Source organism: Acinetobacter dispersus (genome assembly GCF_009884975.1).
Classification (GTDB): Bacteria; Pseudomonadota; Gammaproteobacteria; order Pseudomonadales; family Moraxellaceae; genus Acinetobacter; species Acinetobacter dispersus.
This window is the reverse complement of the sequence record NZ_CP041970.1, coordinates 1063862-1090665: the sequence shown is the minus strand read 5'-3', so window position 1 is coordinate 1090665 and position 26804 is coordinate 1063862. Positions and strand designations below refer to the sequence as shown.

The 26804-nt window shown below is 40.2% G+C and carries 24 protein-coding genes; 7 read left to right on the top strand and 17 right to left on the bottom strand.

Annotated features, from left to right (window positions below):
- Nucleotides 1–44: 44 nt before the first annotated feature.
- Both FPL17_RS04855 and FPL17_RS04850 read right to left on the bottom strand, forming a co-directional pair.
- Nucleotides 45–758: a response regulator transcription factor gene (locus tag FPL17_RS04855; protein WP_159883617.1), complete on the bottom strand. Its 714-nt coding sequence runs from the start codon at nucleotides 756–758 to the stop codon at nucleotides 45–47.
- 115 nt (nucleotides 759–873) lie between these two features.
- Nucleotides 874–1899: an AraC family transcriptional regulator gene (locus FPL17_RS04850; protein ID WP_159883615.1), complete on the bottom strand. Its 1026-nt coding sequence runs from the start codon at nucleotides 1897–1899 to the stop codon at nucleotides 874–876.
- A gap of 115 nt (nucleotides 1900–2014) precedes the next feature.
- Here FPL17_RS04850 and FPL17_RS04845 point away from each other — a divergent pair, with 115 nt between their 5' ends.
- The 3 genes from FPL17_RS04845 to cueR all read left to right on the top strand — a co-directional run bounded on the left by FPL17_RS04845 (nucleotide 2015) and on the right by cueR (nucleotide 6681).
- Complete coding sequence (locus tag FPL17_RS04845; RefSeq protein WP_159883613.1) at nucleotides 2015–3547, top strand: flavin-containing monooxygenase; 1533 nt, start codon at nucleotides 2015–2017, stop codon at nucleotides 3545–3547.
- Nucleotides 3548–3724: 177 nt separating this feature from the next.
- Nucleotides 3725–6211 carry a heavy metal translocating P-type ATPase gene (locus FPL17_RS04840; protein WP_159883611.1) on the top strand — a complete coding sequence of 829 codons (2487 nt, stop codon included), beginning with the start codon at nucleotides 3725–3727 and terminating at the stop codon, nucleotides 6209–6211.
- 11 nt (nucleotides 6212–6222) lie between these two features.
- Nucleotides 6223–6681 carry a Cu(I)-responsive transcriptional regulator gene (cueR, locus tag FPL17_RS04835; RefSeq protein WP_159883609.1) on the top strand — a complete coding sequence of 153 codons (459 nt, stop codon included), beginning with the start codon at nucleotides 6223–6225 and terminating at the stop codon, nucleotides 6679–6681.
- 101 nt (nucleotides 6682–6782) lie between these two features.
- On the opposite strand, the gene FPL17_RS04830 is transcribed toward cueR, so the two are convergent.
- The 5 genes from FPL17_RS04830 to FPL17_RS04810 all read right to left on the bottom strand — a co-directional run bounded on the left by FPL17_RS04830 (nucleotide 6783) and on the right by FPL17_RS04810 (nucleotide 11442).
- Nucleotides 6783–6971 (bottom strand): heavy-metal-associated domain-containing protein, encoded by a 189-nt coding sequence (locus FPL17_RS04830; protein ID WP_004653564.1) that lies wholly within the window; start codon nucleotides 6969–6971, stop codon nucleotides 6783–6785.
- Between the two features lie 105 nt (nucleotides 6972–7076).
- A complete protein-coding gene (fdx, locus tag FPL17_RS04825; protein WP_159883607.1) occupies nucleotides 7077–7418 on the bottom strand; it encodes an ISC system 2Fe-2S type ferredoxin in 342 nt (113 codons plus the stop codon).
- A 107-nt stretch (nucleotides 7419–7525) separates the two neighbouring features.
- Nucleotides 7526–7837 (bottom strand): CopM family metallochaperone, encoded by a 312-nt coding sequence (gene copM, locus FPL17_RS04820; protein WP_151716309.1) that lies wholly within the window; start codon nucleotides 7835–7837, stop codon nucleotides 7526–7528.
- 280 nt (nucleotides 7838–8117) lie between these two features.
- Nucleotides 8118–10322, bottom strand: coding sequence for an OsmC domain/YcaO domain-containing protein (locus tag FPL17_RS04815; RefSeq protein WP_159883605.1), 2205 nt, complete (start codon nucleotides 10320–10322; stop codon nucleotides 8118–8120).
- 247 nt (nucleotides 10323–10569) lie between these two features.
- A complete protein-coding gene (locus FPL17_RS04810) occupies nucleotides 10570–11442 on the bottom strand; it encodes a LysR family transcriptional regulator (protein ID WP_159886791.1) in 873 nt (290 codons plus the stop codon).
- An 89-nt stretch (nucleotides 11443–11531) separates the two neighbouring features.
- On the opposite strand from FPL17_RS04810, the gene FPL17_RS04805 reads away from it, so the two are divergent.
- From FPL17_RS04805 to FPL17_RS04795, 3 genes are all read left to right on the top strand, one after another.
- A complete protein-coding gene (locus FPL17_RS04805; protein WP_159883603.1) occupies nucleotides 11532–12431 on the top strand; it encodes a DMT family transporter in 900 nt (299 codons plus the stop codon).
- 85 nt (nucleotides 12432–12516) lie between these two features.
- Nucleotides 12517–12876, top strand: coding sequence for an ArsR/SmtB family transcription factor (locus tag FPL17_RS04800; protein WP_159883601.1), 360 nt, complete (start codon nucleotides 12517–12519; stop codon nucleotides 12874–12876).
- The gene (locus tag FPL17_RS04795; RefSeq protein ID WP_159883599.1) at nucleotides 12854–13324 is read left to right on the top strand and encodes an SRPBCC family protein; all 471 of its coding nucleotides are present in this window, start codon (nucleotides 12854–12856) and stop codon (nucleotides 13322–13324) included. Before FPL17_RS04800 ends, FPL17_RS04795 begins: the two co-directional genes overlap by 23 nt.
- Nucleotides 13325–13394: 70 nt before the next feature.
- On the opposite strand, the gene FPL17_RS04790 is transcribed toward FPL17_RS04795, so the two are convergent.
- From FPL17_RS04790 to FPL17_RS04765, 6 genes are all read right to left on the bottom strand, one after another.
- Complete coding sequence (locus tag FPL17_RS04790; protein ID WP_159883597.1) at nucleotides 13395–14561, bottom strand: hypothetical protein; 1167 nt, start codon at nucleotides 14559–14561, stop codon at nucleotides 13395–13397.
- Nucleotides 14561–15895 carry a TolC family protein gene (locus FPL17_RS04785; protein ID WP_159883595.1) on the bottom strand — a complete coding sequence of 445 codons (1335 nt, stop codon included), beginning with the start codon at nucleotides 15893–15895 and terminating at the stop codon, nucleotides 14561–14563. Before FPL17_RS04785 ends, FPL17_RS04790 begins: the two co-directional genes overlap by 1 nt.
- Complete coding sequence (locus tag FPL17_RS04780) at nucleotides 15892–17478, bottom strand: GH3 family acyl-acid amido synthetase (protein ID WP_159883593.1); 1587 nt, start codon at nucleotides 17476–17478, stop codon at nucleotides 15892–15894. Before FPL17_RS04780 ends, FPL17_RS04785 begins: the two co-directional genes overlap by 4 nt.
- Nucleotides 17475–18296, bottom strand: a complete 822-nt coding sequence (locus tag FPL17_RS04775; protein WP_005188289.1) for a hypothetical protein — start codon at nucleotides 18294–18296, stop codon at nucleotides 17475–17477. Before FPL17_RS04775 ends, FPL17_RS04780 begins: the two co-directional genes overlap by 4 nt.
- Nucleotides 18297–18447: 151 nt before the next feature.
- Complete coding sequence (locus FPL17_RS04770) at nucleotides 18448–19995, bottom strand: DHA2 family efflux MFS transporter permease subunit (protein ID WP_159883591.1); 1548 nt, start codon at nucleotides 19993–19995, stop codon at nucleotides 18448–18450.
- 24 nt (nucleotides 19996–20019) lie between these two features.
- On the bottom strand, nucleotides 20020–21081 hold the full coding sequence (locus tag FPL17_RS04765; RefSeq protein WP_151716299.1) for an HlyD family secretion protein: 1062 nt from the start codon (nucleotides 21079–21081) through the stop codon (nucleotides 20020–20022).
- 745 nt (nucleotides 21082–21826) lie between these two features.
- Here FPL17_RS04765 and FPL17_RS04760 point away from each other — a divergent pair.
- Nucleotides 21827–22699, top strand: coding sequence for a bile acid:sodium symporter family protein (locus FPL17_RS04760; protein ID WP_159883589.1), 873 nt, complete (start codon nucleotides 21827–21829; stop codon nucleotides 22697–22699).
- Between the two features lie 74 nt (nucleotides 22700–22773).
- Here the strand turns inward: FPL17_RS04760 and FPL17_RS04755 are convergent, their stop codons facing one another.
- From FPL17_RS04755 to FPL17_RS04740, 4 genes are all read right to left on the bottom strand, one after another.
- A complete protein-coding gene (locus FPL17_RS04755) occupies nucleotides 22774–23775 on the bottom strand; it encodes a 2-dehydropantoate 2-reductase (RefSeq protein ID WP_159883587.1) in 1002 nt (333 codons plus the stop codon).
- Nucleotides 23776–23898: 123 nt separating this feature from the next.
- Nucleotides 23899–24576 carry a winged helix-turn-helix domain-containing protein gene (locus tag FPL17_RS04750; RefSeq protein WP_159883585.1) on the bottom strand — a complete coding sequence of 226 codons (678 nt, stop codon included), beginning with the start codon at nucleotides 24574–24576 and terminating at the stop codon, nucleotides 23899–23901.
- Nucleotides 24577–24813: 237 nt separating this feature from the next.
- Nucleotides 24814–25689, bottom strand: coding sequence for a glyoxalase III HchA (gene hchA, locus FPL17_RS04745; protein WP_151716295.1), 876 nt, complete (start codon nucleotides 25687–25689; stop codon nucleotides 24814–24816).
- Nucleotides 25690–25789: 100 nt separating this feature from the next.
- Nucleotides 25790–26803: an NAD(P)H-quinone oxidoreductase gene (locus tag FPL17_RS04740; RefSeq protein WP_159883583.1), complete on the bottom strand. Its 1014-nt coding sequence runs from the start codon at nucleotides 26801–26803 to the stop codon at nucleotides 25790–25792.
- Nucleotide 26804 lies beyond the last annotated feature (1 nt).

Genomic DNA, 26804 nt, shown 5'->3' with positions numbered 1-26804 from the left:
TACCGTTTTCAGTTTATTAGATATCCTCAAAATTGAGGAGACCATTAAGCATGCATCAATGCAGCCATTTCAGTACGATTATGACAATCCATTTTTTTCATAGCACTTTTTAAATGCGTCCTCACCGTGGTGAAGCTGATATCCAGTAAATTGGCAACATATTTATCACTCAACCCCTTACTCACTAGCATGACCACTTCTTGCTCCCGTGGGGTTAAAAAGTATTGGGTCAATAAATCTATCGGCAAAGCTTGAATCATATAAGGTTCAATTAGATTTAAGATTCTTTTCTCTCGTTCACTAAACATCACCGAATCTTGAGCACGCCAAATACGCAAGTCGCCAATATCTATCCCATCCCGAACAAAATAGATATTTAAACCATGATACAGACCATAAGGGCGTAGAAACTCATTGTAATAATCCGTTTTTTTTAGTTCTGATATCGAAATGATTTCATTCACGAAAGTTGCTTGTTGTCGTTCCCGCAGCCGAGACGTAATCGGGTCATCGTGCTGCCAAATACGATCATATTCTAGGATTGCTTTGGGATCGATTTGCCACATAATGCCTTGTTTGGATAGATGCTGTTTTGCATCCCAAATATAAGAAGCAGCAAAATCGGCTCTTAATAGAGTCGCAATATCTACCAAGACTGTTTCACGTAAATTCTCTTGTCCTTTTCCTGAACCTAGTTTCCATAATATTTCTGACAAAAGACTAAATTCGGATCGACTTAAGTCGTGTTCTAAAAGCATGGCCTGCTACCTTTCTATCTTCCTGACACCTGTCCACTCGAATAAAGATGAACAGTTATCCTTTTTGTTTATTTCGCTTTCCTCTATCTTTTATATGCCACTGAATCGTTATTTTCTACACTTTATTTTTTAGTCGGCTTGCATGAGGCGTTTTGCCATACCAGCGTTTATAAGCATGAATAAAACTGGAAGGTTCAGCATAGCCTAACCATTCAGAAATTTGCTCAATTGAAATTTGTGTTGATGACAAATAGGAGTTTGCCATCATTTTTCGGGCTTCCTCCCTGATTTTAATAAATGTGGTTTGTTCTTGCGCCAAATAACGACGTAAGGTGCGAGAGTTTAGATATAAATGATCTGCAACCTCCTCCATCGCTGGAATTTTCCCCTTGCTATTCATAAGGATGTGTTGCACTTGATCAGTATATTTTTTTTGAGATTGCCTCTTATCTAGTATTTCTCGGCATTGTTGCTCAGCTGAATGTAGCACCAGTTCATTTGCCATACTCAGCTTTTGATCTATTTTTTCTGCATTTAAGATAATAAAGCTTTTCGATCCACCAAATTCAGGCATCACCCCAAACAATTCATGATAAGGCAGCCGTTCTCCACAGGACTGAAAGCCAAATACTACTTTTTGGCAGAGATTCTCTGAAATCAAATCATGTTGGACTGTTATCAGTGCGGCAATATCTCGCTCAATAATGAATTGCCGTAATATTTGAGGAATTCCCTCATCTACCTCTATATCAATTCGAATATTATCAGTCTCAGGTAGTTCTGATACCACAAACTGACTAAAAGCAAAAGATAAAGGAAAATAGGCCAAAGCAAAGTTCAAAGCTTCACGAATATTCGCACTACTGATCAAGCCTAAGCCGAGAAAACCAAAGGTGGTAAAGTGATAACGTTGACCAACCTCCAAGCCAAGCGAAGGTCTCTGGCTAAATGTCTCAACTAAATTGCGAATCAGCTGGAATTCCTGTTGCCCAGTTACCAACATATTTGGATCAAGCAACTGTTGCTGCTCCAGTCCTGTTCCCTTGAGGATCTGTGCATGACTCACGCCCAGTTCAGCCGCAAAATCTGCCATGAGACGAATACTATGGATACTACGTTGATATGACCATAAGTAGTTCAAACCTATTTTCTCAATGTCCGCTAATCACAATATTTTGTCCTGATCCATCCTCTAAATCAATGCACGAAACGATTATTCTGCAAGCAATACATGATACTTTTCACTTGAGTCCGTTATGTTTAAACAACAATTATCTTCAAATAAAAATATTCGTATCGCCATTATTGGAACTGGATTTGGTGGATTAGGGCTAGCCATTCAGCTCAAACGTGCTGGATTTGAACAATTTACCTTATTTGAAAAAGCCAATGATGTCGGTGGTGTCTGGCGTGACAATACCTATCCAGGTGCTGCTTGTGATGTTCCGTCTCACCTATATTCATTTTCTTTTGAACAAGATCTTGGCTGGAAAAACCGCTATGGTTCATCGCAGGAAATTTATCAGTACTTAAAACACTGCACCGAGAAACATCAGCTTTATCCGCATATCCAGTTTAATACTGAGATTGCCAGTGCTGATTTTGATGCCACTCAAGGTGTTTGGCAGATTCAGAGTTCAACTGGGAAAAAATTTGAGGCAGAATTTCTGATTGCTGCGGTGGGTCAGCTCAACCGCCCCGCGTACCCGAAAATTAAAGGTTTGGATCGTTTCAAAGGAAAAGCTTTTCATTCAGCACGTTGGGAGCATGACTACGACTTAAATAATAAACGTGTGGCAGTCATTGGGACAGGTGCCAGTGCGATTCAATTTGTGCCTGAGATCGTTAAGCAAGTTGCACATTTAGATATCTATCAACGTTCCGCACCTTATGTTATTCCCAAACCAGACCGTGTATATTCAACATTGGAACGAAAAGCATTTCAAAAACTTCCAATTTTGCAAAGTCTTGATCGTGTATTTCAATATAGTTATAACGAGATTCGCCTTAAGAGCTTTACCGCCACGCTGAATGAAATTCCTTTGGCCGAATATATTTTTCAACGGCATATCCGTGAAGAAATCAAAGACCCGCATTTCCGCCACCGTCTGATGCCCGACTACCCGATTGGTTGTAAACGAATTCTGATTTCAAACTATTGGTATCGAAGTTTGGTTCGTCCTAATGTTGAGGTCATTAATAGCGCGATTCAGGAAGTCACTGAAACTGGTATTGTCGATAAAGATGGCAAACATCGCGAAGTCGATGCCATTATTTATGGAACAGGTTTTACGGCAACTGAGTTTATGGCACCCATGCAAATTACAGGACTGAATGACAAAAAATTAAAAGACCAATGGGTCGATGGCGCAGAGGCTTATTTAGGTTTAACTGTAAGCGGCTTCCCTAATTTCTTTATGCTGTATGGCCCAAATACCAATCTTGGGCATAACTCAATCGTGTATATGATTGAAAGCCAAGTAAATTACATCCTAGATGCACTTCAAGCCCATATCCAAAATAATTTATCCTTCACCGATCTGAAAGCTGAAATCCAAGTACAGTTTAATCAAGAAATTCAGGAGCGTATGAAGCCAACCATGTGGTCTCAAGGCTGCACCAGCTGGTACCAAACCGCGACGGGTAAAAATACCAATAATTGGCCAGGATTCACATTAGAATATCGTCAGCGTACCCGTCGCTTCGATCTGGAAAATTACACTCAAGTACAAAAGTCGGCACAGTCACAAACTCAGATAGACGATGAAGCCAAAAAAATAGCTGTTTAAATCCCCTCATTGAACCATTCTGCATTTGGATTGTCCTTGAATGAAATAAAGGACAATCCATGAGCCTGCCCCAACTCCGTTTGCATAAAATCCTAAAATTTGATAAATCCGCTTGACCTTCCCATAATGTTAAGGTCTATGCTGAAAGCAATCGGATTATCTCTATAGGTATAACTTATGGAAACGCAAACAAAAACATCGTCTAATAATATGAATGTCAGCCTTCAAGTCGAGGGCATGACTTGCGCCAGTTGTGTTGGACGCGTTGAAGCAGCACTCAAAAAAGTTGACGGCGTTCAGTCTGCATCAGTGAATCTAGCCACAGAACGTGCAGATATCACGCTTGCTAAGCCCATAGACCAACAAGTGCTAATTCAAGCCATAGAACAAACAGGCTATGACGTCCCTGCCAGCAAGGTCGAATTGTCGATTGAAGGCATGACCTGCGCTTCATGTGTTAGTCGTGTTGAAAAAGCATTGAATGCGGTTACTGGCGTAAAAACTGCCAACGTCAATTTGGCAACTGAACGTGCCACGGTAACGGGTACGGCTAAGGTCGAAAGCTTAATCGCAGCGATTGATAAAGCAGGTTACGATGCCAAAGAAATTCAGGCATCCATTCCGGATCAAAGTGAACAACTTGAGAAAAAAGATCAAGAAAGAAATGAACTCAAACGTGACCTGATTATTGCAACCATTCTAGCCTTACCTGTGTTTATCTTGGAAATGGGCTCACACTTGATTCCGGGTGTTCATCATCTGATTGAACAAAGCATTGGTATGCAAAATAGTTGGTACCTCCAATTCGTTTTAACCACCCTAGTGTTGATTATCCCGGGTCGTCGTTTTTATCTCAAAGGTCTACCCGCTTTAGTCCGTTTAGCTCCCGATATGAACTCTTTGGTTGCAGTCGGTACACTGGCGGCTTATCTGTTTTCACTGGTTGCAACCTTTGCACCAAAGCTATTACCTGCTGGCACGGTCAATGTTTATTACGAAGCTGCTGCTGTGATTGTGGCCTTGATTCTACTCGGTCGTTTTCTTGAGGCGAAAGCCAAAGGACGCACTTCTGAAGCGATTCAACGCTTAGTCAGCTTACAGGCAAAAGTTGCCCATGTTTCTAGAGATAATCAGATAGTCGATATTCCAATCGATCAAGTGCTTGCGGGCGATTTTGTGATTGTAAAACCAGGTGAAAGAATCCCTGTCGATGGTGAAGTCATTGAAGGCCAAAGCTTTGTCGATGAATCGATGATCACAGGTGAACCGATTCCTGTTGAGAAAAATATTGGTAGCCAAGTAGTGGGTGGAACCATTAACCAGAATGGTACTTTAAGTTTTAAAGCCGTCGCTGTCGGTGGCAACACCATGTTGGCGCAGATTATCCGTCTGGTCGAGCAGGCACAAGGTTCTAAAATGCCGATTCAAGCCGTGGTCGACAAAGTGACCTTATGGTTTGTACCCGCAGTGATGATTGCCGCTTTACTCACCTTCCTCGTATGGCTAGTTTTCGGCCCTTCACCTGCTTTAACTTTTGCATTGGTCAATGCAGTTGCGGTACTGATTATTGCCTGTCCATGTGCCATGGGCCTAGCAACCCCCACCTCGATTATGGTTGGTACTGGGCGTGGTGCGGAACTTGGCATCTTGTTCCGCAAAGGTGAAGCGCTACAACTGTTAAAAGATGCACAAGTAGTTGCCGTTGATAAAACAGGAACATTGACCGAAGGTCATCCCGTACTGACTGATTTTGAGGTGACATCAGCTTTTGAGCGTAATGATGTGCTCAGCCTCGTTGCTGCAGTAGAGTCGCTTTCTGAGCATCCCATTGCCAAAGCAATTGTCGATGCGGCAAAAAATCAAGGTCTGACCCTGCCTAAAGTTGATCGATTTGATTCAGTCACAGGGATGGGTGTTAATGCCACCGTGAATGAAAGCCAAAATATCTATATCGGTGCAGACCGCTATATGATTCAACTTGGTCTGGATATCACTCCATTTTCCCATACGGCACAACGTTTGGGTGATGAAGGAAAATCTCCACTCTATGTGGCAATTGATGGTGCTTTGGCAGGGATTATTGCGGTTGCCGATCCAATCAAAGACACCACACCTGCTGCAATTCAAGCCTTACATCAACTGGGTTTAAAAGTGGCAATGATTACGGGTGATAATGCTCGTACCGCACATGCCATTGCCAAACAACTTGGCATTGATGAAGTGATTGCCGAAGTGCTACCTGAAGGTAAAGTCAATGCCGTGCAGGAACTGAAAGCAAAATATGGCAATATTGCCTTTGTGGGCGATGGGATCAATGATGCACCAGCATTGGCTCAAGCAGATGTCGGCCTTGCAATTGGCACAGGTACAGACGTGGCAATTGAGTCTGCGGATGTGGTGTTGATGTCTGGGAACTTGCAAGGTGTGGCCAATGCAATTGCCTTGTCTAAGGCAACCATTGGCAATATTCACCAAAACTTGTTCTGGGCCTTCGCTTATAACACCCTATTGATTCCAGTGGCTGCGGGTGTGTTATACCCTGCTTATGGCATCTTGATGTCACCGATTTTTGCTGCGGGTGCGATGGCACTTTCAAGTGTGTTTGTGCTTGGGAATGCCCTACGTTTACGTCGTTTCCAACCGCCGTCAGTGCATATAGGCTAATGGAGGATCTTATGAATATAGGTAAAGTTTCTCAAGCTTCAGGTGTGACGGCCAAGATGATTCGTTATTACGAGCAAATTGGTTTGATTCCTGCGGCAGGACGTAGCAATGCAGGCTACCGTTCTTATTCAGAGAACGACGTGGAACGTTTGAAATTTATCAAACGTAGTCGCGAGTTGGGTTTCTCAGTCACGGAAATCACCGATTTACTGGATTTATGGAATAATCGCAATCGGCACTCTGCCGATGTAAAACAATTGGCTCAGGCACATATCCATAAATTGGAAGAGCGTATCCAAGACCTACAGCAAATGGCGCAAACCTTACAGAACTTGGTTGATTGCTGTGCGGGTGATAATCGCCCCGACTGTCCGATTCTCGAAGGCTTAAAAGAGCCAAGTCATGAAATGAAGGACATCCATCATCATAATGATCTGCTCTCACTGTCCCCACTCACTGGGCGCAAGTAGAACAGTATAAAAGGTGATCTTATGATTGCCTTTTATTTTTTAGAAGATTTTATCTCACAAAAAAAGCGGCTGTTTTAGCCGCTTTTGATTTACCCACAGAATTAACGAGGTGGAAAACCTGCTTCAGATAAAGCCTCGACCACTTGTTGCTGTGATGCTGTAGTTTCAACTTTAACACTGCGGTTAGGTGGATCAGTAATCACTTTTGCATTGGCATCTACGGCTTGAATCGCACGGGTTACGCCACGTGCACAACCACCACAGGTCATATTTTCGACATGAAATTCCATCGTAAAACTCCATTCAGTTATTTAAGAAGATAAACACACTATAAAGGTTGCCATAATGGTAAGGTCAAGCCTTTTACACATTAAAATAAACAATATTTCATCTAATCATTCCTTCTTTTCGGAAACATAATTGATCGTGTATTTGGGGATTTCTATTTCTAAAGGCTGATCCTGAATATTCACCTGACAAGACAGTCGAGACTCTGGACTTAACCCCCAAGCACGATCAAGCAAGTCTGCTTCAACATCATCCATTTCCTGCAAACTTTCAAAGCCTTTTCGAATAATGACATGACAGGTGGTACAGGCTCCTGAAAGATCACATGCATGTTCAATTTCAATGCCATGATCGAGTAAAGTTCGACACAGGTTTGCACCCGTTTTAATGTCTAGAATAATGCCTTCTGGACAGACTTTTTCATGTGGAAGCACGGTTATCTTCGGCATAATCGCTACCTTTCTATCTAATTACGAAAAGCTGTAATCCATAAAAGGCTGTTTTGATTCAGCCTTTTATGGATGAAACTATCAAATCAAGAATAAGATCGAAGGCTTTATAATAGATGCCGTTGTAACCAAGCATTGATCACTTTAATTTCAATATCTTGAGCTAAAATAATATTTTTTGCCAACATCCGAACTTCTGAATCATAACAATATTTCAAGGCAACCTTGGCCATATCTATGACCACTTGATGATGTGGAATCATTCCACGCATAAAGTCGATGTCCGCATTACCTGTGTAATTGATTTGCATATCAACATGCATACGGTTGGTTAGTTCCATATAAGCACGTGTAGAGAGACTATAAATATCACTTGCATCATTTGGGTTAGGCATTATTGCCGATTGTTGTTCACTCATTATTGTTTCCTTTCTATTCAGCAGCATCACATTCATTTCAGATGTGATTGACATGCTATATTGATGAAAATAAAGGAAGTGACACCATCAATAGATGAGGGTTTCTATCTCATGTGGCACAGTTACCTTTATGAAAGACACTGTAGTCCTTCCAATAATTGCAAGGTCAAGCAATCAATTTATTAAAATTTTGAGTGACCCAAAAAACAAAATTTTATAGGTTCTAAATAAAAAAAGTGCATGATCAACATGCACTTTTTAAAACAATATTTATTGAGTTTTAGCCATTTAAGCTAACTGCCTTAGCACGTGCTTTATGCAATTTCTTATAGCTGTCAATTAAACGTAAATGACGATCAAGCCCTTCCAGTTTCATACTGGTTGGTGTAAGACCATAGAAACGGACTGTGCCTTCAACAGAACCAACTACAGCATCCATACGCTCATTACCAAACATACGGCGGAAATTGGTTTCGTAGTCTTCAAGCTCCATTTCATCATCGAGTAAAACTTCTAACACCACATTCATGCATTGATAGAACAAACCACGTTCTACCGTGTTGGTATTGTATTGCAAGAAAGTCTCAACCAATTCTTTCGCTTCTTCAAACTGCTCTAAAGCAAGATAGATCAACAGCTTGAGTTCAAGCAGGGTTAATTGTCCCCATACCGTATTGTCATCGAATTCAATCCCGATCAAGGTGGTGATTTCGGTGTAATCATCCAATTCGCATTCTTCTAAACGCTCAACCAAAGCTTCCAGTTGCGCGTTATCTAAACGATGTAGATTAAGGATATCTTCACGGAATAAAATCGCTCTGTTGGTATTGTCCCAAATTAGGTCTTCAACAAGATAAATTTCAGAATAATCAGGCACCAAAATACGGCATGCGGTTGCACCTAAGTGCTCATATACCGCCATGTAGACTTCTTTGCCCATTTCTTCAAGGATGCCAAACAATTCTTCTGCTTCTTCAGCATTGGAGTTTTCACCTTCATTGGTGAAATCCCATTCCACAAAATCATAATCTGATTTGGCACTAAAGAAACGCCAAGAGACCAAACCGCTTGAATCAATGAAGTGTTCAACAAAGTTGTTTGGTTCGGTCACTGCATTGCTTTGGAAAGTTGGTTGCGGTAAATCGTTCAAACCTTCAAAACTACGGCCTTGCAATAATTCAGTCAAACTACGCTCTAATGCCACTTCCAAGCTTGGGTGCGCACCAAATGAGGCAAATACACCGCCTGTACGTGGGTTCATTAAAGTCACACACATCACAGGGAATTGACCGCCTAATGATGCATCTTTTACAAGGACTGGGAAACCTTGCTCTTCCAAGCCTTGGATACCTGCCACAATACTTGGGTATTTGGCCAATACCTCTTGCGGCACATCGGGTAATGCAATTTCACCTTCCAGAATTTCACGTTTAACCGCACGTTCAAAAATTTCAGATAAGCATTGAACCTGAGCTTCTGCCAAGGTATTGCCCGCACTCATACCGTTACTCAGATATAAGTTCTCAATCAGATTCGATGGGAAATAGACAATTTCATCATCAGATTGGCGTACAAATGGCAATGAGCAAATACCACGTGCTGTATTCCCTGAGTTGGTGTCATATAAATGTGTACCGAGTAACTCATCATCTGGATTATAAATTTCGAGACAATATTCATCCAAAATTTCTTTTGGTAATTCGCCATTTGGACCCGGTTTAAACCACTTCTCATCTGGATAATGCACAAATTCTGCATTGGCAATGTCCTCACCCCAGAATTGATCGTTATAGAAGAAGTTACAGTTTAAACGTTCAATGAATTCACCTAAAGCCGATGCCAAAGCACTTTCTTTGGTTGAGCCTTTACCATTGGTAAAGCACATTGGTGATTGTGCATCTCGGATATGCAAGGACCAGACATTCGGTACGATATTGCGCCAAGATGCGATTTCAATCTTCATGCCTAGACCTGCCAGAATCCCTGACATATTGGCAATGGTCTCTTCTAATGGCAGATCTTTACCCGCAATGTAGGTGCTGCTTTCAGAGGTAAGGCTTGGCATCAATAAGGCTTGTGCATCTGCATCAATGCTTTCAACCTCTTCAATGATAAATTCTGGTCCGGTTTGAATCACTTTCTTAACCGTACAGCGATCGATTGAACGCAAGATACCTTGACGGTCTTTTTCAGAAATATCAGCTGGTAATTCAACCTGAATTTTAAAAATCTGTTTGTAGCGATTTTCAGGATCAACAATATTGTTCTGTGATAAACGAATGTTGTCGGTTGGAATATCACGCGCAGCACAATACACTTTGACAAAGTAAGCTGCACATAACGCAGATGAAGCAAGGAAATAATCAAATGGACCGGGTGCAGAACCATCGCCTTTATAACGAATCGGCTGATCGGCGATTACCGTAAAGTCATCAAACTTCGCTTCTTGGCGAAGATTGTCGAGATAATTAACCTTGATTTCCATGCGAGCACCTAAATATTCTTATGTGTTGCAAGTACATAAGATTGAAAATATTAATCTATAAGCCGAATCGTGGATCACAAATGGACTTAAAAAACTGTGGCTAAGGTCGTCTTATGACTCTATCTAAACACTGACCTTAGTATTGATGGGCGCTATTATAGAAGTATTTTGTGTAATTGATAACTTTTGTCTGTTTTTCTAGCCTTTTTATGAACAATTAAACAAGTTTTACCATATTGACCTAAACTTAGAGCTGCACGGCAATCTCAACAAAGGCTTTTGCAATCGGTGTCATCTGTTGCTTGTTTTTGACTGCTAGACCTATTGAACGTTTAGTATTAGGAGATAATGGCCGTTTTACCACATTGGGATATAGCTGAAGAATATTGTTGTCTAGGGCTAAATCCGCCACGATCGAAACCCCAGCACCGTGATTGACCATATTTAAAATCGACAGGATTTGCGACAAGTTATACTTAATCTGCGGCGTCAATTGTGCAGCCTTAAAAAGTTCCATGACATGGTTTTGACTGCCCGCACTGGTCAGGATAAAAGGATGATCAATCAACGCTTGCAATTGCACTGCTGGCTTTTGTGCTATCTCTAAATCCTTTGGCAATAAAGCAACAAAGATATCCTCCAGCAAAGCAAAACTATCAAAGCGGGTTTCAGGCAGCACCACAAACCCAAGATCGACTTTGCGTTCATCTATCCATTGCAATACTTCTTTATCCGTACCTTCCATCATCAACACCTCAACATCAGGATATTGCCGCGCAAACTGTTTTAAAATCAGTGGAATCAGCACATTGGAAGATGATGCACCAAAGGACCCTATCCTTAACGTTCCCGCTTTTAGACCTTTTAGGTCCATTACTTCTTGATGAATAATGTTAGAAACATTCAAGATTTCATTCACATAAGGCAGTAAGCGTTGTCCTGCAGCAGTCAGTTCGACTTCATTGTTATTTCGATAAAACAGTTGGGTTTCCCACTTCTTTTCCAACGCTTTCAGTGCATGCGAAATCGCTGACTGTGAAATATTCAGTTGTTGTGCAGTATGGGTAAAATTTTTTAGTTCCGCGAGTTTTGAAAATATTTCGAGTTGGGTCAGCGTCATCATGATGCATTCATGAGTAAAAGCTCATTTTACTATAAAAATAAATTAGTTTTACGATTTGATTTAATTCTATATTGATTAAGACTTTCATGCGTCATTTAGCCATTTCTCTTTCAAGCTCCACTGTTTATTTTAAGCTGATCTGTGTTGCCATGATGTGGGGTGGTACCTTCATCGCAGGACGTATTGTTGCTGCGGAACTCTCTCCAAACTTATCTGCATTATTACGCTTTGGCTTTGCTGCGATCTTACTGGTCTTGATCTTGTTGAAAAGTACAGGAGGATTTCCCAATCTTTCTGTACAACAACATGTCTATGCCATCTTGATGGGATTGACGGGTGTGCTTGCTTATAATTTATTTTTCTTTGCTGCTCTATCCAGAATTGAAGCAGGCAGAACGGCACTGTTTGTGAGCTTATCCCCTATTTTAACCATCTTAGCCATGCGGATATTCTTTCAGGAAAGGCTTCGAAGCATAAATTATTTAGGTGTATGTCTCGCTTTAGTTGGCACACTGATCGTCGTGAGTAAAGGTGAACTTTTTGCTGCATTCACTCAATCTTTTGGCACAGGTGAAATGATGATGTGTGGCGCGGTCTTGAGTTGGGTCATTTACACAATCTGCTTTAAGCAGACCCATGCACCCGCTTTAACCATGACCACGTATTCAGTACTTTGGGGAACATTATTTCTATTCATCAGTCTTATGCCTGAATTTATGCAGTTTTCTCTGCCGCATATTTCTCTTCGTAGCGGGTTATCAATTGTATTTCTAGGTGCCTTTGGTACTGTACTGACTTTTGTCTGGTATGCCGAGGCGATTCACAGCATTGGTGCATCTCGAACCATCGTATTTAATAATTTAGTACCTGTATTTGCAGTCTTACTGGCATTTCTTATTCTGAATGAACCCATCACTTGGTCAATGCTGGTGGGTGGTAGTCTAAGTTTTATTGGGGTTATTTTAACCAATAAACAAGAAAAATAGAGCGATACAAACGGCAATAAAAACTTAGCTAAAAAGCTAAGTTTTTTATTGCAAGATGAGTATTTTTTGTGCAATACTTAGCTTTATGGCTAAGTATGATTCTAAACTCGATTTGTTATTCAGTGCTCTCAGTGATCCAACGCGCAGAGATATCTTAACGCGACTGTCTTTTGGGACGGCATCGATCACTGAACTGGCTGAACAACATGACATGGCCCTGCCATCTTTTCTAAAACATTTAAATAAATTAGAAGAAGCAGGACTTATTCATTCAGAAAAAAATGGACGAATCAGAACTTGTGCTCTGACACCCGATGCATTCATCCCCATGCAAAATTGGTTAAGTGAGCAACGGGCAATCTGGGAACAACGACTTAATCAATTTGATCGTTATGCACTCGAATTAAAAAGGAAAAGAGAAAATGAAACTGGATCCAAAAACTGATTTAAAACTAGAAAGAGTGATTGATGTGCCACGTGAACTGGTCTGGGAATGTTGGACCAAACCCGAACATATCCAACACTTCTTTATTCCTCGCCCTCACTCAATCAAAGCCTGTGAAATTGATTTACGAGTCGGTGGAAAATTCAATACCATCTTTGATGTTGATGGCAATGAAATCAAGAATGAAGGTGTTTATCTAGAAGTGATTGATGGCAAAAAATTGGTCTTTACCGATACTTATACTGAGGACTGGAAACCTGCTGAAAATCCATTTATGACTGCGATTCTGTTGCTAGAAGATGCAGGCAATGGTGCGACCAAATATACCGCAATTGCCAGACACCGTACTGCTGAAACTCGCCAACAACACGAAGACATGGGCTTCTTTGAAGGTTGGGGAACGGTGATTGATCAACTGGTTGAATATGCTCAAGGACTAAAAGCCTAATCTATTTACATATAAAAAAGCCTCAAAGCCCAATCATTTACGCACTTTGAGGCGTTTTTTATTGCTCCAATCAAATTCGCCCAACTTCTAAATACGGAATTAGACTCTTATCAAAGTTTGGACGTGGATCACCCAGAAAACTAATAAAGCCATGCATGCCTGTTAAGCGTTCACCCTTATAAAACTGATTCAGCTGAAAACGTGGATCTTGATGCGATAAGGTAAAACTGACGATTCCTACACCTCGTTGCTTAGAGAGTTTCTGCGCATCTTCAAGCATTAAATGATGCAGTGCTAACTGCTGCGGATGGCACAACAAGCTGTGTAACACATGATATTTTAAGGAATCACCGAGTTTAGGTAATGGCATAGCTTTAGTGACTTTGGTCAGTAAATTATAAATCGGACGCAGTACACCAATCGCTGAACTGTAATGCAAGATTTTGGTTTGTTTAAGGCCGTGTTGATCCCATAATCCAAACATTCCAACGAGTTTCGCATCTTGAAAATAAAGCTGAAAGTCTGAAAGCTTCAAGCCCGTAAAATACTGATGCCCTGCCTGTAATTCTTCGAAATTATAAGCAGGGATAAAATTATAATGCTGCGACATTTCACCAATAAACCGATTCATTGCCGTAATATGTTCAGGACGCGCCACACAAGATTTAATCTCGCTGACCTCTGTTTCAGTCTTGGTTTTACGATCTATAAAGGTTTTAATTTTTCTTTTGGCTCCAAGATGAGTCAAGGTTAAAGTCTCAATCAGGCCTTCGTCATAATAATCAGGAATTCCTGTTTTTCCAGTTTGTATTGCTGCTCGTGCCGCATAATTATCATTAAAAATAATCATCTGACTAAAATCAGGCTGGTGCATGGTTTGTTTGACATGTACACCCAAAGCCTTGACCAATGATTTACCACGATAGTTTGGATCAACACGCAAATCACTGGCATAGCGTACATTTTGTACCGCTTTATCGACATAGCATGGACGATGGCCATTACTGTAACAGGCGACATTTTTCTGACTTTCCGTATCTTCAATCACCACATGCAGCTTATGCCGATACAGAATATCTGAAGCCTTAAAATAACTTGGTTCACGCTGGAAACTGATTTGCACCCCTTTGGTGGTCATCGGCACCGCAATCAGTTGACGTAAAGCTTGATCATCAGCCAAGGTTGCTTCACGGGTAATCAACGGATTATTTTGAATATTTGGTGGATTTGTTTTCATTAATTATTCACCTGTTCAGTATTTTGTGTAGACACCAAATCATTGAGGTGTCCCATTTGGTCTAAGAGCTGATAAACAAAAACAATTTCATCCTGCTCGTTGACCGTTTTCTGAGTTTGAACATCCAATAACTTTTGTTCAGTATTCAATAAATCAAAAGTGGTTTTGGTCCCCAGCTCAAACTCTTTACGGGTATAAACAAAAGCAATTGAAGCAGCATCAATGGCATTTTGCAGTGCATCTTTGTTCTGACGGATCGTCTGTAATTGTGCATAGGTGGTACGTGCCCGTTGATTCAAATCCAGTTCAAGGCTACGAATCTTTTGATTGGCCAAATCAACATCCGCTTGTGCTTTACGAATATTGGCGCGATTCAAACCATCGTCATAGAGTGGCACATTAAGTTGCACTCCCACCATGTAGTTGTTACTTTCCGAACCAATATAACTGGCCTCATGCTGTGCGCCAGCACGACTGGTAAGCATAACTGTTGGCCATAGCTCTCGTTTGGTTAAAGCATATTGCTTTTCAGAAGCTTGTTTCTCATATTTGGCACGTAGTAAGGCAGGATGATTCTTGGTTTTAGTCAAGATCTCATCCAGATTATTGGAAACCTCTGGTAGACGCTTAACTGCGGTTAAATTATCCGCGTTCAGACCTGTAATTTGGTAGAATTGAGCTTCACTCACCGTGAGATTGGATTGGGCTTGCGTAATATCGGCTTGTCCCTGAGCGACTTGAGCCAGCACTTGCGCTAAATCTGCACGGGTAATCATCCCCACATCAAAACGTCGCTGTGACTCATACAGCGAACGCTGTAAGTTAGACATGGTTTTTTTTCTCAGCTCCAGAATCGCTTTCTTTTTCAGTACATCGGTATAGACCATAACTGTATTCAAAATCGTTTCAGAACGTTGATCTGAAAGACCCTGAGAATGTGCAGAAAGTTGATTTTTAGCAACATCAATACCCAAGCGATGTCGCCCTGATGTGTAGATAGGGTAATCCATTTGTAATTGCAAACTACGACCTTTTCGATTTCCTTCAGTTGGAAACATGACATTAGTCGGGGTCTCGACTCTTTCATAATCGAGTTGCCCAACCAAGTTCACTTTGAGGCCATCACGTTGTTTTGCCTGTTCCAGCATTGCTGTCGATTGATTGACACTTAAACGACTCACCTCCAATTGGCTTTCATGCCTTAAACTGGCGGACAAAGCTTCGTCTAAAGTCATGGCATCCACCATACTGGATGCCAACAACAATCCCATACAGAACGCGTATTGGGAGAACTTAAAGAATCGATGGTTAAATTTCGTCATCCTTTTCTTCATAGTTGTTCCAAACTATTCAAGGTAACTTTCTTAAGTGGTTCAGGCTTAATATTGCCCTCGATGATGCCATCGAACATAACCAGCTTTTTGTAGGCGTTCCAACCATTATTGGCTTGACGAATCTGAGGCTGATCTAACTGACCGAGATTACGAGCCAACTCATAATGAAAGTTTTGACGCAAAATCTGATCAATATAATCATCATCAATACTGTGATGAATCTCACCCTCAAACAGAACACAATAGAACGGCTTAACTAGTTGCTCAGTATCAATTGCCAACAACGAGATTGCTTTAGAGTCGGTTTCATTCAGTTGTGAAAGCAATTGCTGTGCTGTTTCTGGTGCAAGCTTCTCTCCCACTAAATCCACACCAAAACGGCGACCTTGAAACTCAAAACACGGTACTTGTTCAAGAAAACTGGTCACCCGTAAGCAGTCATCAAGGCAATAACGTAATAAACCATTGCCTGATGTGATAATTGGACTGACCACATCTCCGACCTTGAGCTCCCAAGATGGAATGATTTGTCCCGTTTTTTCACCTTCTAAATATTCAAATTCATAGAAATGACTTTGATAAGCCAGTGGATAATGATCGTTATATGGAATGGTGACTACACCTTCGGTGGCCCATAAGCCTTTACCTTCAAATTGTACAGATGGAAGGCGTTGCTTTAGTTTTTCCGCCCAAGCTTTAGATCCTGCGGTATCCCAACTCGATACTAAACTCAGTATTGGCCATAACCTTTTAAAATCAATGTGTTCACCATTTGAACTGTCCATCAGACACTTTGCACTTTCTGGACTGAATGGCGCTTTGACTTCTTTTAATGAAGCTTGGCGCGCTCCCCATCGACCTGTTTCTAAAACTTCAATCACCTCTTGCTGCATAGACTCTAAACGATCTAAAAGTTGCAAAGCAAAGGTCGGACTCCATACTGAAATCATGGCCAGATTGCGGTTAGCGACCAGATAGCAAATGGTGGCAAATAAAGCATCATCGGCATTGGCAGCAAAAGCCACATTACTGGGAACTGCTTGAGTAAATTTAGATAAAATACGCTTACCAATGCCCAGTAATGCACTGTCGTCATTGAGATTTTTATCTTTAAGTACCTCACGTTGGCTTTCTGGCAACCATGAAACTGACCAATAATGAGTGCCTGAACGTAACTGCGGGCATTTGCGATAGAGACTGGCCATCCATGGTGCAATCGCGTGATCTAGTTCATCTAAAAATAGTTTGGTGTAAGGGATAAATTTAATTTGCTCACTCGAACCACTAGTCGGTTGAAAACGAACCAGTTTACTGCTTGAGAGTTGTAATTCCTGGTCTCGATAACGCTGAATATTCTCACGCCATGCACTATAACGCGAAGCAGGAAAAGCCTGTACAAATTGCGCATAATCTTTGACATTGTGCTTTTTGGCAAAATGCGAGCTTTGCAAAATTGAGTTTAAAATTTGTCGTTGTGTCAGCTCTAAGCTGTTCGCATGCTTTTTAAAATCTCGATCAGAAACATCACACCATTGTTTTAGAATCAGGTGTGAACCTGAGGTCAACCATTCAGAATACTTCATTGTAAGACTCCTTGACGATTTGCAGGTGTCTTTAACAATGCTTCGCATCGACCTTTACTGGCAGGTTTGGTCATCAATTTAACTGGAAAACGTGCAATATCTTTCCAGCCTAAACGACCAATACACGGTAGCTCTGTACCTACTGTCCATGTTGGATTCATCTGTTCAAAGAAATGAATATTTGGATTCTTTGCTCTCATTTCTTCAGTAATAGGCGCAACTTCACCTTTCAGCGGTTGATAGTCATTTCCAAAGTTTAATAAACCTGCTTCTTTATCATAGTACTCACCAAAGAAATTCTCACAATAATGTTCAACCACTGTCGACAAATGCTGATTTTCATCTTTGATATTTGGATAGTACACATAATAGTTGTTCGCGAGCAGTAAATAGGTTTTATAACCTTTTGAAATCAGTAACCAATACAGCTCATTAAACGGATATTTCACCCGTAACTTAATCATCAGCTTAAGCATAGTACTTTGCAGTGTACGTGTGCCCCAATACGCTCTTAAAATCACCGTATCGCCACTAAATAACACCGTATAGTCTTTACCATTTAAATAAAAATGTTGAACCACCACTGTAGAGAACCCAACAATTTCATCCGTTTCTGAGTTGAAAATTAAGATCGCACCACTTTTCTTTTTAAAATCATCTACAAAGATGGAAAATTTGGTGTTCTCATAATACTGCTCATAAATGGAGTACATCACTTTTAAGCGGTCAATATCGATTTGTTCCTTCTCGACATATTGGCCATAGGTAGATTCTTTGTTATTGAATCTTGAGATCAGTTTATATGTTGTATTAATCATCAGCTTGTACCTCTAAATTTGGATATGCAAATTCCCCTATCTCATAAAGAAATATAAAAATGCGTATCACTGTTCTTTTTATGACGGGGTATGTTGTTATAGATGCCCCGATTATTTTTTCGTTATATGAAAACCCTCTAGCATTAAATCTCTATATGTCCATTTTCTTCCCCCTATCCATAAAAATGGTTAAGAAAGCCGCCACAAACATAATGATGGCCAACATACGCAATAAATCATTAAAACTTGAAGTAAGTGCTTGGTAGTGAATATCGCGATAAATCACACTCAGGGCGATTTGCTGCGCATTGGCACCGACTTCTTGGTACTGTGCAGTCAGTTGGTCTAACCTTTCAATAAAGATCCAATTTTGCGGTGTCATATATTGATTAATTTGGGTGACATGTAATGCCGTTAGCCAGTCCAGTGAAGAATTGATTAATGCCAATCCCACAGCACCACCAATGTTGCGCATCAGGTTGTAAATACCACTAGCATCAGCAACTTTAGTTAGTGGTAAGGTGCTCATCGCTAAATGCGAGACCACGATCAGACAAATCATCAGGCCAATGCCACGATAGATTTGCGGCCAGAACATAAAGTCATAATCGCTGTGAATACTGAGATGTGAATTGAGCCAAACACCAAAACCCGCCAAGACCATGCCAACAAATACGGTTTTTCGGGTATCAAAATTCGGAATAAGCCAAGCAAGAAATGGCGCAAAACAGAACATGACAATGCCTGTTACCATCATGATATGACCGATTTGACTACTGTTCATTTCTCGGACTTGCCCAAGAAATACAGGAATCATGTAGCCCAAGCCATACAGGGCCATACCAATCACAAAGGTAATCATGCAACTTAGAGCGAAGTTTTTATTTTTAAATACGCTGAGATCTAATAGCGGTTTAGGCTGAGTAAAACTGCGTGAGAAGAAAATCATTCCACCAATCAGGCAGATGATGAATGCAATACGTACACCAGTATCGGCTAACCAGTCATGACGTGCCCCTTCGTCCAAGAAATACTCCAAACCACCCAAGAACATCGCCATACCAATCAAGCTGAACCAGTCCATGGTTTTGATGAGTGAGTAATTCGCACGATCTATATTGGGGCCAGAGTAAATAATCGTCGCGATTAAAATGCCTGGGATGATATTGATCAGGAACATCCAGTGCCATGAAAAATTGTTGGTCAACCATCCGCCAATGGTTGGGCCAATGGCAGGACCTAAGGTACTGATCATGCCGAACATCACCAATGGCAAAGCACGTTTTGCTTCAGGAAACAGCAGGTATAACGCCGTCATTGAGGTTGGAATCATACCTCCGCCCATAAAGCCTTGAAACGCGCGAAATACCAACAGACTTTCCAAGTTCCAAGCCAAAGCACACAGTAAAGAACTGATCGTGAATCCAATGGCACAAATGGTGTAATAGATACGTGTCGAGAGTACCCGAGATACAATACTCGACATTGGAATGGCAATAATTTCAGCAATTAAGTAAACCGTTTGAACCCATGTCACCTCATAACGGCTGGCACTCATGCCTGCTTGTACTTCGTTCAAAGAACTCGCAACAATTTGAATATCCAGAATCGCCATGAAATTACCAAAAATCATGGCAGCAAAAATCAGCCAAGCTGTTTTTGGCGCAAACTTCCACTCATCTTGGTTCGATTTATTCATTTTCTTATACCTAAAACTTTCTGATTAAGTTCTTAGATCAACAGTCGCACTGACTGACATTCCAGGTTTTATAAGATCAATGTGTGGACTCGAATCAATTGCAATCCGTACAGGAATACGCTGTACTACTTTGTTAAAATTCCCCGTCGCATTGTCTGGTGGCATCAGTGAAAAAGTTGCACCTGATGCGGGAGAAAAGCTTTCAATTTTTCCTGTATAGGTCAGGCTTGGATAAGCATCAATTTTTAATTTAACTTCCTGCCCAATATGCATTTTTTCAATTTGGGTTTCTTTGAAGTTTGCTTGTACATACAAACTTTTCTCAGGAATAATCGCCATCAATCGTGTTTGCGGTGAAACGCGCGAACCTTTTTGGATTGCAAGACTGCCGACTTTGCCTGTTACAGGGCTGACCACTTTCGAAGATGAAAGATCGATTTGATAAAGATCTAAAGTGGCGTTGGCATTTTGGATATCAGCCAATAACTGCGCACGACTGGCTTGTAAGCTACCCAACTGAGCTTCAGCAGCATTCACCGTTGCCTGTGCTTTAGAAACCTGTGCTTGTGCAGTTAAGTACTGAGATTGGATACCTTCAAAATTCTGTCGGGTAATTACCCCATCTTTGAGCAAATCCTGATAACGGATGAAATCTTTTTTCAAGCGAGATAAATCCGCTTGCGCTGCAACAACCCCACTATTGGCTTCACTAATCGATGATTTTGCGGATTTTTCATTTTGTTGCTGTACTGCAAGTGCAGCTTGTTTGAGCGTCACCAAAGACTTTGCTTGATCATAACGCGCTTGATAATCACGGTGATCTAAAATTGCTAAAGCTTCCCCCTTTTTCACAAACTGATTGTCGTTAATAATCAGCTCGACAACTTCTCCTGATATTTTTGGCATCACCCAAGTGACATCAGCTTGCACATAGGCATTATCAGTAGATTGGTAGAATCGATAGACCAAAAAATAATATGCAATACCTAAGATCAGAAATAAGATGAGCACACTAAAAACAGCCCAAGTTATTTTTTTTCGACTTTGGAAATTAGTATCAGTTTCGAGCTGAGCTACGTTATCCATATTTATTCCGCTATTTGTAATAATACAGTTTTTATTTTGAGCCACACTAAAATGGTCATCTTTTCACATAACTATTCACTTATTTTTATATAAATAAATAGTTACAATGTAATAATCGGCGCAAATTATCTTTCTTAAAGTAACAAAGAGTCATTGACCTTTTTTACATCTGATTTTTATTTTTCTGCCAATTGGTCGCATATTATAAAGTTATTGTTTAAGAATCATGAAAGTTTGAAGAAAACCTAAATGATTCGCATTTTCATATGTGAGGATGCAGTATACACCATTGTTAATTATATAAATATTATTTTCATAAATTTAAATTTTGTTTTTACTATTTAGTCAAATAAACTTTGCAGTTTGGTTAATTTACACACAACAATTAGCCAATTAACAAAACTAATAAAGAGTTATAAAATGTAAAAATGCAAAAACTTGATTTTTCTCTTATTAATTTTTCTAAACTCCAATTAAATAAAATGTGATAAATCGCACACTTTGAAATAAAAATGAATAATTTTTTTTAGCTAAAGAAATCATTAGAATTAATAATCTAAATATGTTAATTGATTAGCTAGACAGTAAAAATCTTAAATTTTATGTTAAAACTGTTATTTAGATATGTTTTAAGGTTAAAAATGATATCAACTTAGATGCTGCTAAGTTGTGATTTGATCGGACAAAATCCTATAAAAATGATTGGGAAATAATATTGAATTGATCTAAAAAGGAATAACGAACTATGGATTCTGGACTAATTACACTTTTTTTACCCATCGCTTTGGCAATCGTAATGGCGGGCTTGGGTTTAGAACTCACCCTTAAAGACTTTGCACGGGTGAGTAAGCACCCTAAAGCGGTTTTAATTGCTCTGTTTTGTCAGCTGATTTTATTGGTTGGTATTGCATTCTTGATTTGTAAGATACTGGCTTTACCTCCATTACTTGCCGTAGGTTTAATGCTACTTGCAGCATCTCCTGGCGGCTCTACAGCAAATCTCTTTAGCTATTTATACAAAGGCGATATCGCACTGAATATTAGCTTAACTGCAATCAATGCCATTATTGCAGCCATTTTCTTACCTTTTATTGTGAATTTCTCGATTCTACATTTTATGAATGAAGGTCAGCAGCTTGGATTGCAATTTTCTAAAGTACTTCAAGTATTTGCAATCATTCTCGTGCCTGTAGCTATTGGGATGCTGATCCGACATTATGCCCCTCACACAGCTGAAAAACTGAATCGTCCTGTTCGCATCTTTGCAGTGGTTTTTCTTGTCATTATCATCCTTGGCGCAATTATAAAAGAGCGAAGTAATCTTATTGAATATATTGGTCAAATTGGACTAGCCACAGCGCTATTCTGTGCAATTAGTCTTTGTATTGGTTATTTTGTACCTCGACTATTTGGTATCAGCTCTTATCAAGCGAGAGCCTGTGCTTTTGAAATCGGGATTCATAACAGTACGCTCGCAATGACCATTGCATTGACTATTATGGCCAGTACTACTATTGCAATGCCTGCCGCAGTCTATTCAATCTTTATGTATATCTTCGCAACCATTTTTGGCATTTTGATTACTCGATTTGGACCACAAGAAACAGCCAAGATTTAAAGTCTTTTACATTTACGATCAAAACAGCCTTAGCATAGATCTCAATATGCTAAGGCTTTTATTTTGTTCGTGAATTAGGCAGTTTCTAACACCTTTTTTAGTTCTTTCGCAGACCAAGCTTTAGATATATTTTCTGCCTGCTTAACCAGTTGGATTAACTTACTATTGATGGGTGCCTGTAAGTTGAGCTGTGTGGCTAAGTTAACAATTTCACCATTAATCCAGTCAATTTCAGTGGCTCGACCCGCCGCAAGATCATCAGCCATTGAAGATCGAGCCAGTGGATCAATCGCCAACATTTTCTTGCTGAGTAGATTAAAAATAAAATTTGGAAGACTTAATACTTTAGGCAGAACCTGAGCAGGCACAGCAGTAAGTTGTGCAGGCTTAATTTTAGCAAATTTCAGAAGTTCTAAGGCTTCCGCCTGTGCCATTGCCAAACATTGACGATAGGCTCGAATAGAAAGTTGTTGCTTGAGTGGAAGCTGAGATAAAGCATTGACTGAATTATTCAGATTTAGCAGTAACTTTGCCCATTGAATCGCTTGCATATCTTGTTCAAGTTTAAGCTCAAGATGGGCTGCATTAAATGCGTTCACAAGCTCGCCTAAGGCTTCATGTTTTTTCACATACAAAGCCCCTTCCGTACCTTGATGAAAGACACCATTCCCTAAAGCAGCGACATTAAAAGGAACCATACCTTCAAGAATTGTATGTTCAGATAAAACCTGCTTTAGAATTCCGACATTAGTTAAGCCGTTCTGAAAACTGATGATGATGGTTTTTTTCTTCAGAATATCTTTTAATTCAGCAGCGACTTGCTCAGTCGCTGCTGATTTCACACAGACAAAAATGATATCAGTCTGAGCAGCAATGTTTGGATCTGTACCAAGTTGCAGCTTACTTGCTGGAACACTATTTTTTTCACAGAGATAATCCGAAACAGTCAGCCCATATTGTTCAAGTTGTTGCTGTATTTTAGGCCGAACAATGAAATCGACATCATACCCAGCGACGGCTAATCGCCCACCTAGATAGCATCCGATACTGCCTGCGCCATAAATACATATTTTCATTCATCATCCCAAACTAGTTGTTTTACATCTCAGCATTACTTTAATCAGAATCTTAATCCTGAATTGTCAAATAGCTGACAATTGATCAGTACAATTTATTTAATCATTTCTAATGACTGAATCTTAATGTTTTCTGGCACGAACCCGATTCCACTCTTCGAGTACATAACCCATTCCATAAATATTATGAATAAGCTTGGGTAAAAAGTTGCGATCAATTTTATTTCTTAAACGACTAATTGCCACTTCTACTGCTTTTGTATCACGATCATAGCTCATATCACAGATCTGAGACGCAATGAGGGCTCTAGGCAAAATTTCCCCACGTCTACTCATAAATAGTTCCATCAATGCGTATTCTTGGGCTGTGAGATTAATCCGTTGCCCTGCACGGCTGACACAACGTTTCCATAAATCCAATTCAAGATCTGCAACACTGATCTTGCTACTTTCACTACTTCGTGGCTCTCTGGCCAATAAGCTTTTAATCCGTGCGAGTAATTCTGCAAAAGTGAAAGAAAGACCAAATCCTTTAATACGCTCTCCAATTTGATCATGGGCTATCAAAAATAAAATCGGCATTTTTCTGCCATTTCTTCCGACATCATTCAGTATATTCCAGTCATTTAAACCAGAAAACATCACATCCAATACCACCAAATCATATTCGCCCAAGATGAGTGTCAGATGTTTTGCTGTAATTTCATCTGTCACCCAATCAATCATATAACCCGCTTCTGATAACGTTTGTTTAAGATAACTCCCTGTTTTCTGATCATCTTCGACTAGTAATATCTTCATCTTAAACCTGCTAAAGCTATGCTTAAGATGATAATAGCGTCTCAAAACTGGAAATAGGTTCAAATGACATAAATGTAATTTAGCTGTCAGTTAAATGTTACTTTGTCGAAGATTGGGCATGGAAAATACTGTGAAAATTAGACGGCGAGATAAGCAAATTTTAATCATGCTCATCAGAATCTTTTATATAAAAAAGCCCAACAATTGAGTTAGGCTTTTTACTTTTTCAGCAACTATTTAATTGAATTCTGGATCTGCCAATAAGGTTGTCGCAGCAAGTTTCCCAAGATTATTAGATGCAAGTGGACTATCACCTGTTAATAATTTTCGATCTTGATGTACTTGTCCTGTAATTCCCTTGTTCAAGATTTTGACGCCCAGCTTCTCAAGATTTTCACCAACCAACCATGGCAATTGACCCGGCATGTAACCAATCTCAATATTCGGACCTTTATCCAAAGCATCTGGGAACACACAAATCTGATAATCTTTAAAAATATAATCTTGTGGATTTTCATCAACAGCCGCAGCGAGTAAAGATGCAGGACCATGACACAGCGTAATCACATATTTATCATTTTCAACAGCCCACTTTAGCAGAGCTTTTACTTCTGCACTTTCTGGAATTTTAGCCAGTACACCATGCCCACCTGGAATAAAGATACCTGCATAAGGTGAATCTGGACTTAGGGCTTGTTCCAAAATATCTGCCAACTTCAGTGGTGCTTTGAGTTGCTTTTCATATTTTTTATAAGTATCTAAGACCACTTGTTCTTCATTCGGCATCGCCCACATTTCCAACTTAACTGGATTGCCCGAAAGTGTTGCCACATCAAAGGCAAAACCTGCATTATCCAAGTGGAACATTGGCAATAACATTTCTACTGGGTGATTTCCTGTAGAAAAGAATTTTTCGTTTTGCATCAAGATATAACGTTCATCTGTTGCAATCATTAAAATCCGTTTGTCGCCTTGATATGGGTTTGGATAAGTCGTGCCATCGTAATCTGTTTTTGCCGAGGTGTATTGGCTGAGCGAATATGGCGATGGGAAAAAAGCATTGTCTTCTGCATGGTCTGGACTTGGGTTGCGATCATCAGGATTTGTTGTCATTTTTGAGATTCCTCATCAGGTCGTTATGTTTATATACATACTGCTTGAGTGACCTGTCCCACTCAAGTTTTGAGTATGAACAGGCATGGATTGAACACAATTAGGCAAATTCAGATTTAATTTCGAGTACCACTTTGCCTGTATGTTGACTGCTTTCCAGACATTGATGTGCCTGAGCCACTTCATCAAATGCAAAAGTTTTGTAGATCATTGGCTTGCATTGATCTGCTTCAATCAAGGGCCAAACAAACTGCTCAAGCTCTTTGGCAATTTTAGCTTTTTCAGCATTGGTTCTTGCACGCATGGTTGAGCCAGTCACTACAGCACGTTTTAACATCAACTCCTGTATATCAAAGCCATCGACTTTTCGACCACCCATAAAGCCAATAATCACCAATCGCCCATCACGCTTTAATAATCTCAGATTTTGATTGAAGTAGGCTGCACCAATGATATCCAAGATCACATCTACACCTTGGCCATCGGTTTGAGCCAAAACCTCTTTTTCAAAATCCTGTGTTTTGTAATTGATCACCTGTGACACAGAGGATAATTTTTCAACTTTGTCATCACTTCCAACCGTGGAGAAGTTTTTGATGCCCATTGCATGGCATAAGCTGATTGCTGTGGAACCAATGCCACTGGCCCCACCATGAATCAACACAGTTTCATTCTTATTTAACTGTCCTATCTGAAACAAATTCGCCCAAACAGTAAAATAGGTTTCAGGAATAGCCGCAGCTTCGACAAAGCTCAAGTTCTTTGGAATTTTTAAAGTTTGATTGGCTGGAACTGCACAATATTCTGCGTATCCACCACCATTGGTCAGTGCACAGACTTTATCACCGACTTTAAATTTGCTGACCTGAGCACCCACTTGTACGACTACGCCCGATACCTCAAGTCCAGGAACCAATGTGACCCCTTTGGGCATTGGATATAGTCCTTGGCGTTGTAAAATGTCAGGTCTGTTGATCCCTGTTGCATAGACTTCAATGAGTACTTCGTCTTCTTTTATCTCTGGTCGAGGCCCTTGAGCCACTCGTAAAACTTCGGGACCGCCAGCTTGTGTAATTTCGATATATTTCATTTGTTCTACGCTATTTTGATTCATC

Excerpts from the sequence above, each read along its gene's own strand:
- FPL17_RS04765 (WP_151716299.1), bottom strand. The coding sequence starts at position 21,081 with ATGGATAACGTAGCTCAGCTCGAAACTGATACTAATTTCCAAAGTCGA.
- FPL17_RS04770 (WP_159883591.1), bottom strand. The coding sequence starts at position 19,995 with ATGAATAAATCGAACCAAGATGAGTGGAAGTTTGCGCCAAAAACAGCT.
- FPL17_RS04855 (WP_159883617.1), bottom strand. The coding sequence starts at position 758 with ATGCTTTTAGAACACGACTTAAGTCGATCCGAATTTAGTCTTTTGTCA.
- FPL17_RS04750 (WP_159883585.1), bottom strand. The coding sequence starts at position 24,576 with ATGAAGATATTACTAGTCGAAGATGATCAGAAAACAGGGAGTTATCTT.
- FPL17_RS04810 (WP_159886791.1), bottom strand. The coding sequence starts at position 11,442 with ATGACGCTGACCCAACTCGAAATATTTTCAAAACTCGCGGAACTAAAA.
- FPL17_RS04800 (WP_159883601.1), top strand. The coding sequence starts at position 12,517 with ATGGCTAAGTATGATTCTAAACTCGATTTGTTATTCAGTGCTCTCAGT.
- FPL17_RS04755 (WP_159883587.1), bottom strand. The coding sequence starts at position 23,775 with ATGAAAATATGTATTTATGGCGCAGGCAGTATCGGATGCTATCTAGGT.
- FPL17_RS04805 (WP_159883603.1), top strand. The coding sequence starts at position 11,532 with ATGCGTCATTTAGCCATTTCTCTTTCAAGCTCCACTGTTTATTTTAAG.
- FPL17_RS04785 (WP_159883595.1), bottom strand. The coding sequence starts at position 15,895 with ATGAAGAAAAGGATGACGAAATTTAACCATCGATTCTTTAAGTTCTCC.
- FPL17_RS04775 (WP_005188289.1), bottom strand. The coding sequence starts at position 18,296 with ATGATTAATACAACATATAAACTGATCTCAAGATTCAATAACAAAGAA.
- FPL17_RS04760 (WP_159883589.1), top strand. The coding sequence starts at position 21,827 with ATGGATTCTGGACTAATTACACTTTTTTTACCCATCGCTTTGGCAATC.
- FPL17_RS04790 (WP_159883597.1), bottom strand. The coding sequence starts at position 14,561 with ATGAAAACAAATCCACCAAATATTCAAAATAATCCGTTGATTACCCGT.
- cueR (WP_159883609.1), top strand. The coding sequence starts at position 6,223 with ATGAATATAGGTAAAGTTTCTCAAGCTTCAGGTGTGACGGCCAAGATG.
- FPL17_RS04815 (WP_159883605.1), bottom strand. The coding sequence starts at position 10,322 with ATGGAAATCAAGGTTAATTATCTCGACAATCTTCGCCAAGAAGCGAAG.
- FPL17_RS04795 (WP_159883599.1), top strand. The coding sequence starts at position 12,854 with ATGAAACTGGATCCAAAAACTGATTTAAAACTAGAAAGAGTGATTGAT.
- FPL17_RS04845 (WP_159883613.1), top strand. The coding sequence starts at position 2,015 with ATGTTTAAACAACAATTATCTTCAAATAAAAATATTCGTATCGCCATT.
- FPL17_RS04840 (WP_159883611.1), top strand. The coding sequence starts at position 3,725 with ATGGAAACGCAAACAAAAACATCGTCTAATAATATGAATGTCAGCCTT.
- fdx (WP_159883607.1), bottom strand. The coding sequence starts at position 7,418 with ATGCCGAAGATAACCGTGCTTCCACATGAAAAAGTCTGTCCAGAAGGC.
- FPL17_RS04830 (WP_004653564.1), bottom strand. The coding sequence starts at position 6,971 with ATGGAATTTCATGTCGAAAATATGACCTGTGGTGGTTGTGCACGTGGC.
- FPL17_RS04780 (WP_159883593.1), bottom strand. The coding sequence starts at position 17,478 with ATGAAGTATTCTGAATGGTTGACCTCAGGTTCACACCTGATTCTAAAA.
- FPL17_RS04740 (WP_159883583.1), bottom strand. The coding sequence starts at position 26,803 with ATGAATCAAAATAGCGTAGAACAAATGAAATATATCGAAATTACACAA.
- hchA (WP_151716295.1), bottom strand. The coding sequence starts at position 25,689 with ATGACAACAAATCCTGATGATCGCAACCCAAGTCCAGACCATGCAGAA.
- copM (WP_151716309.1), bottom strand. The coding sequence starts at position 7,837 with ATGAGTGAACAACAATCGGCAATAATGCCTAACCCAAATGATGCAAGT.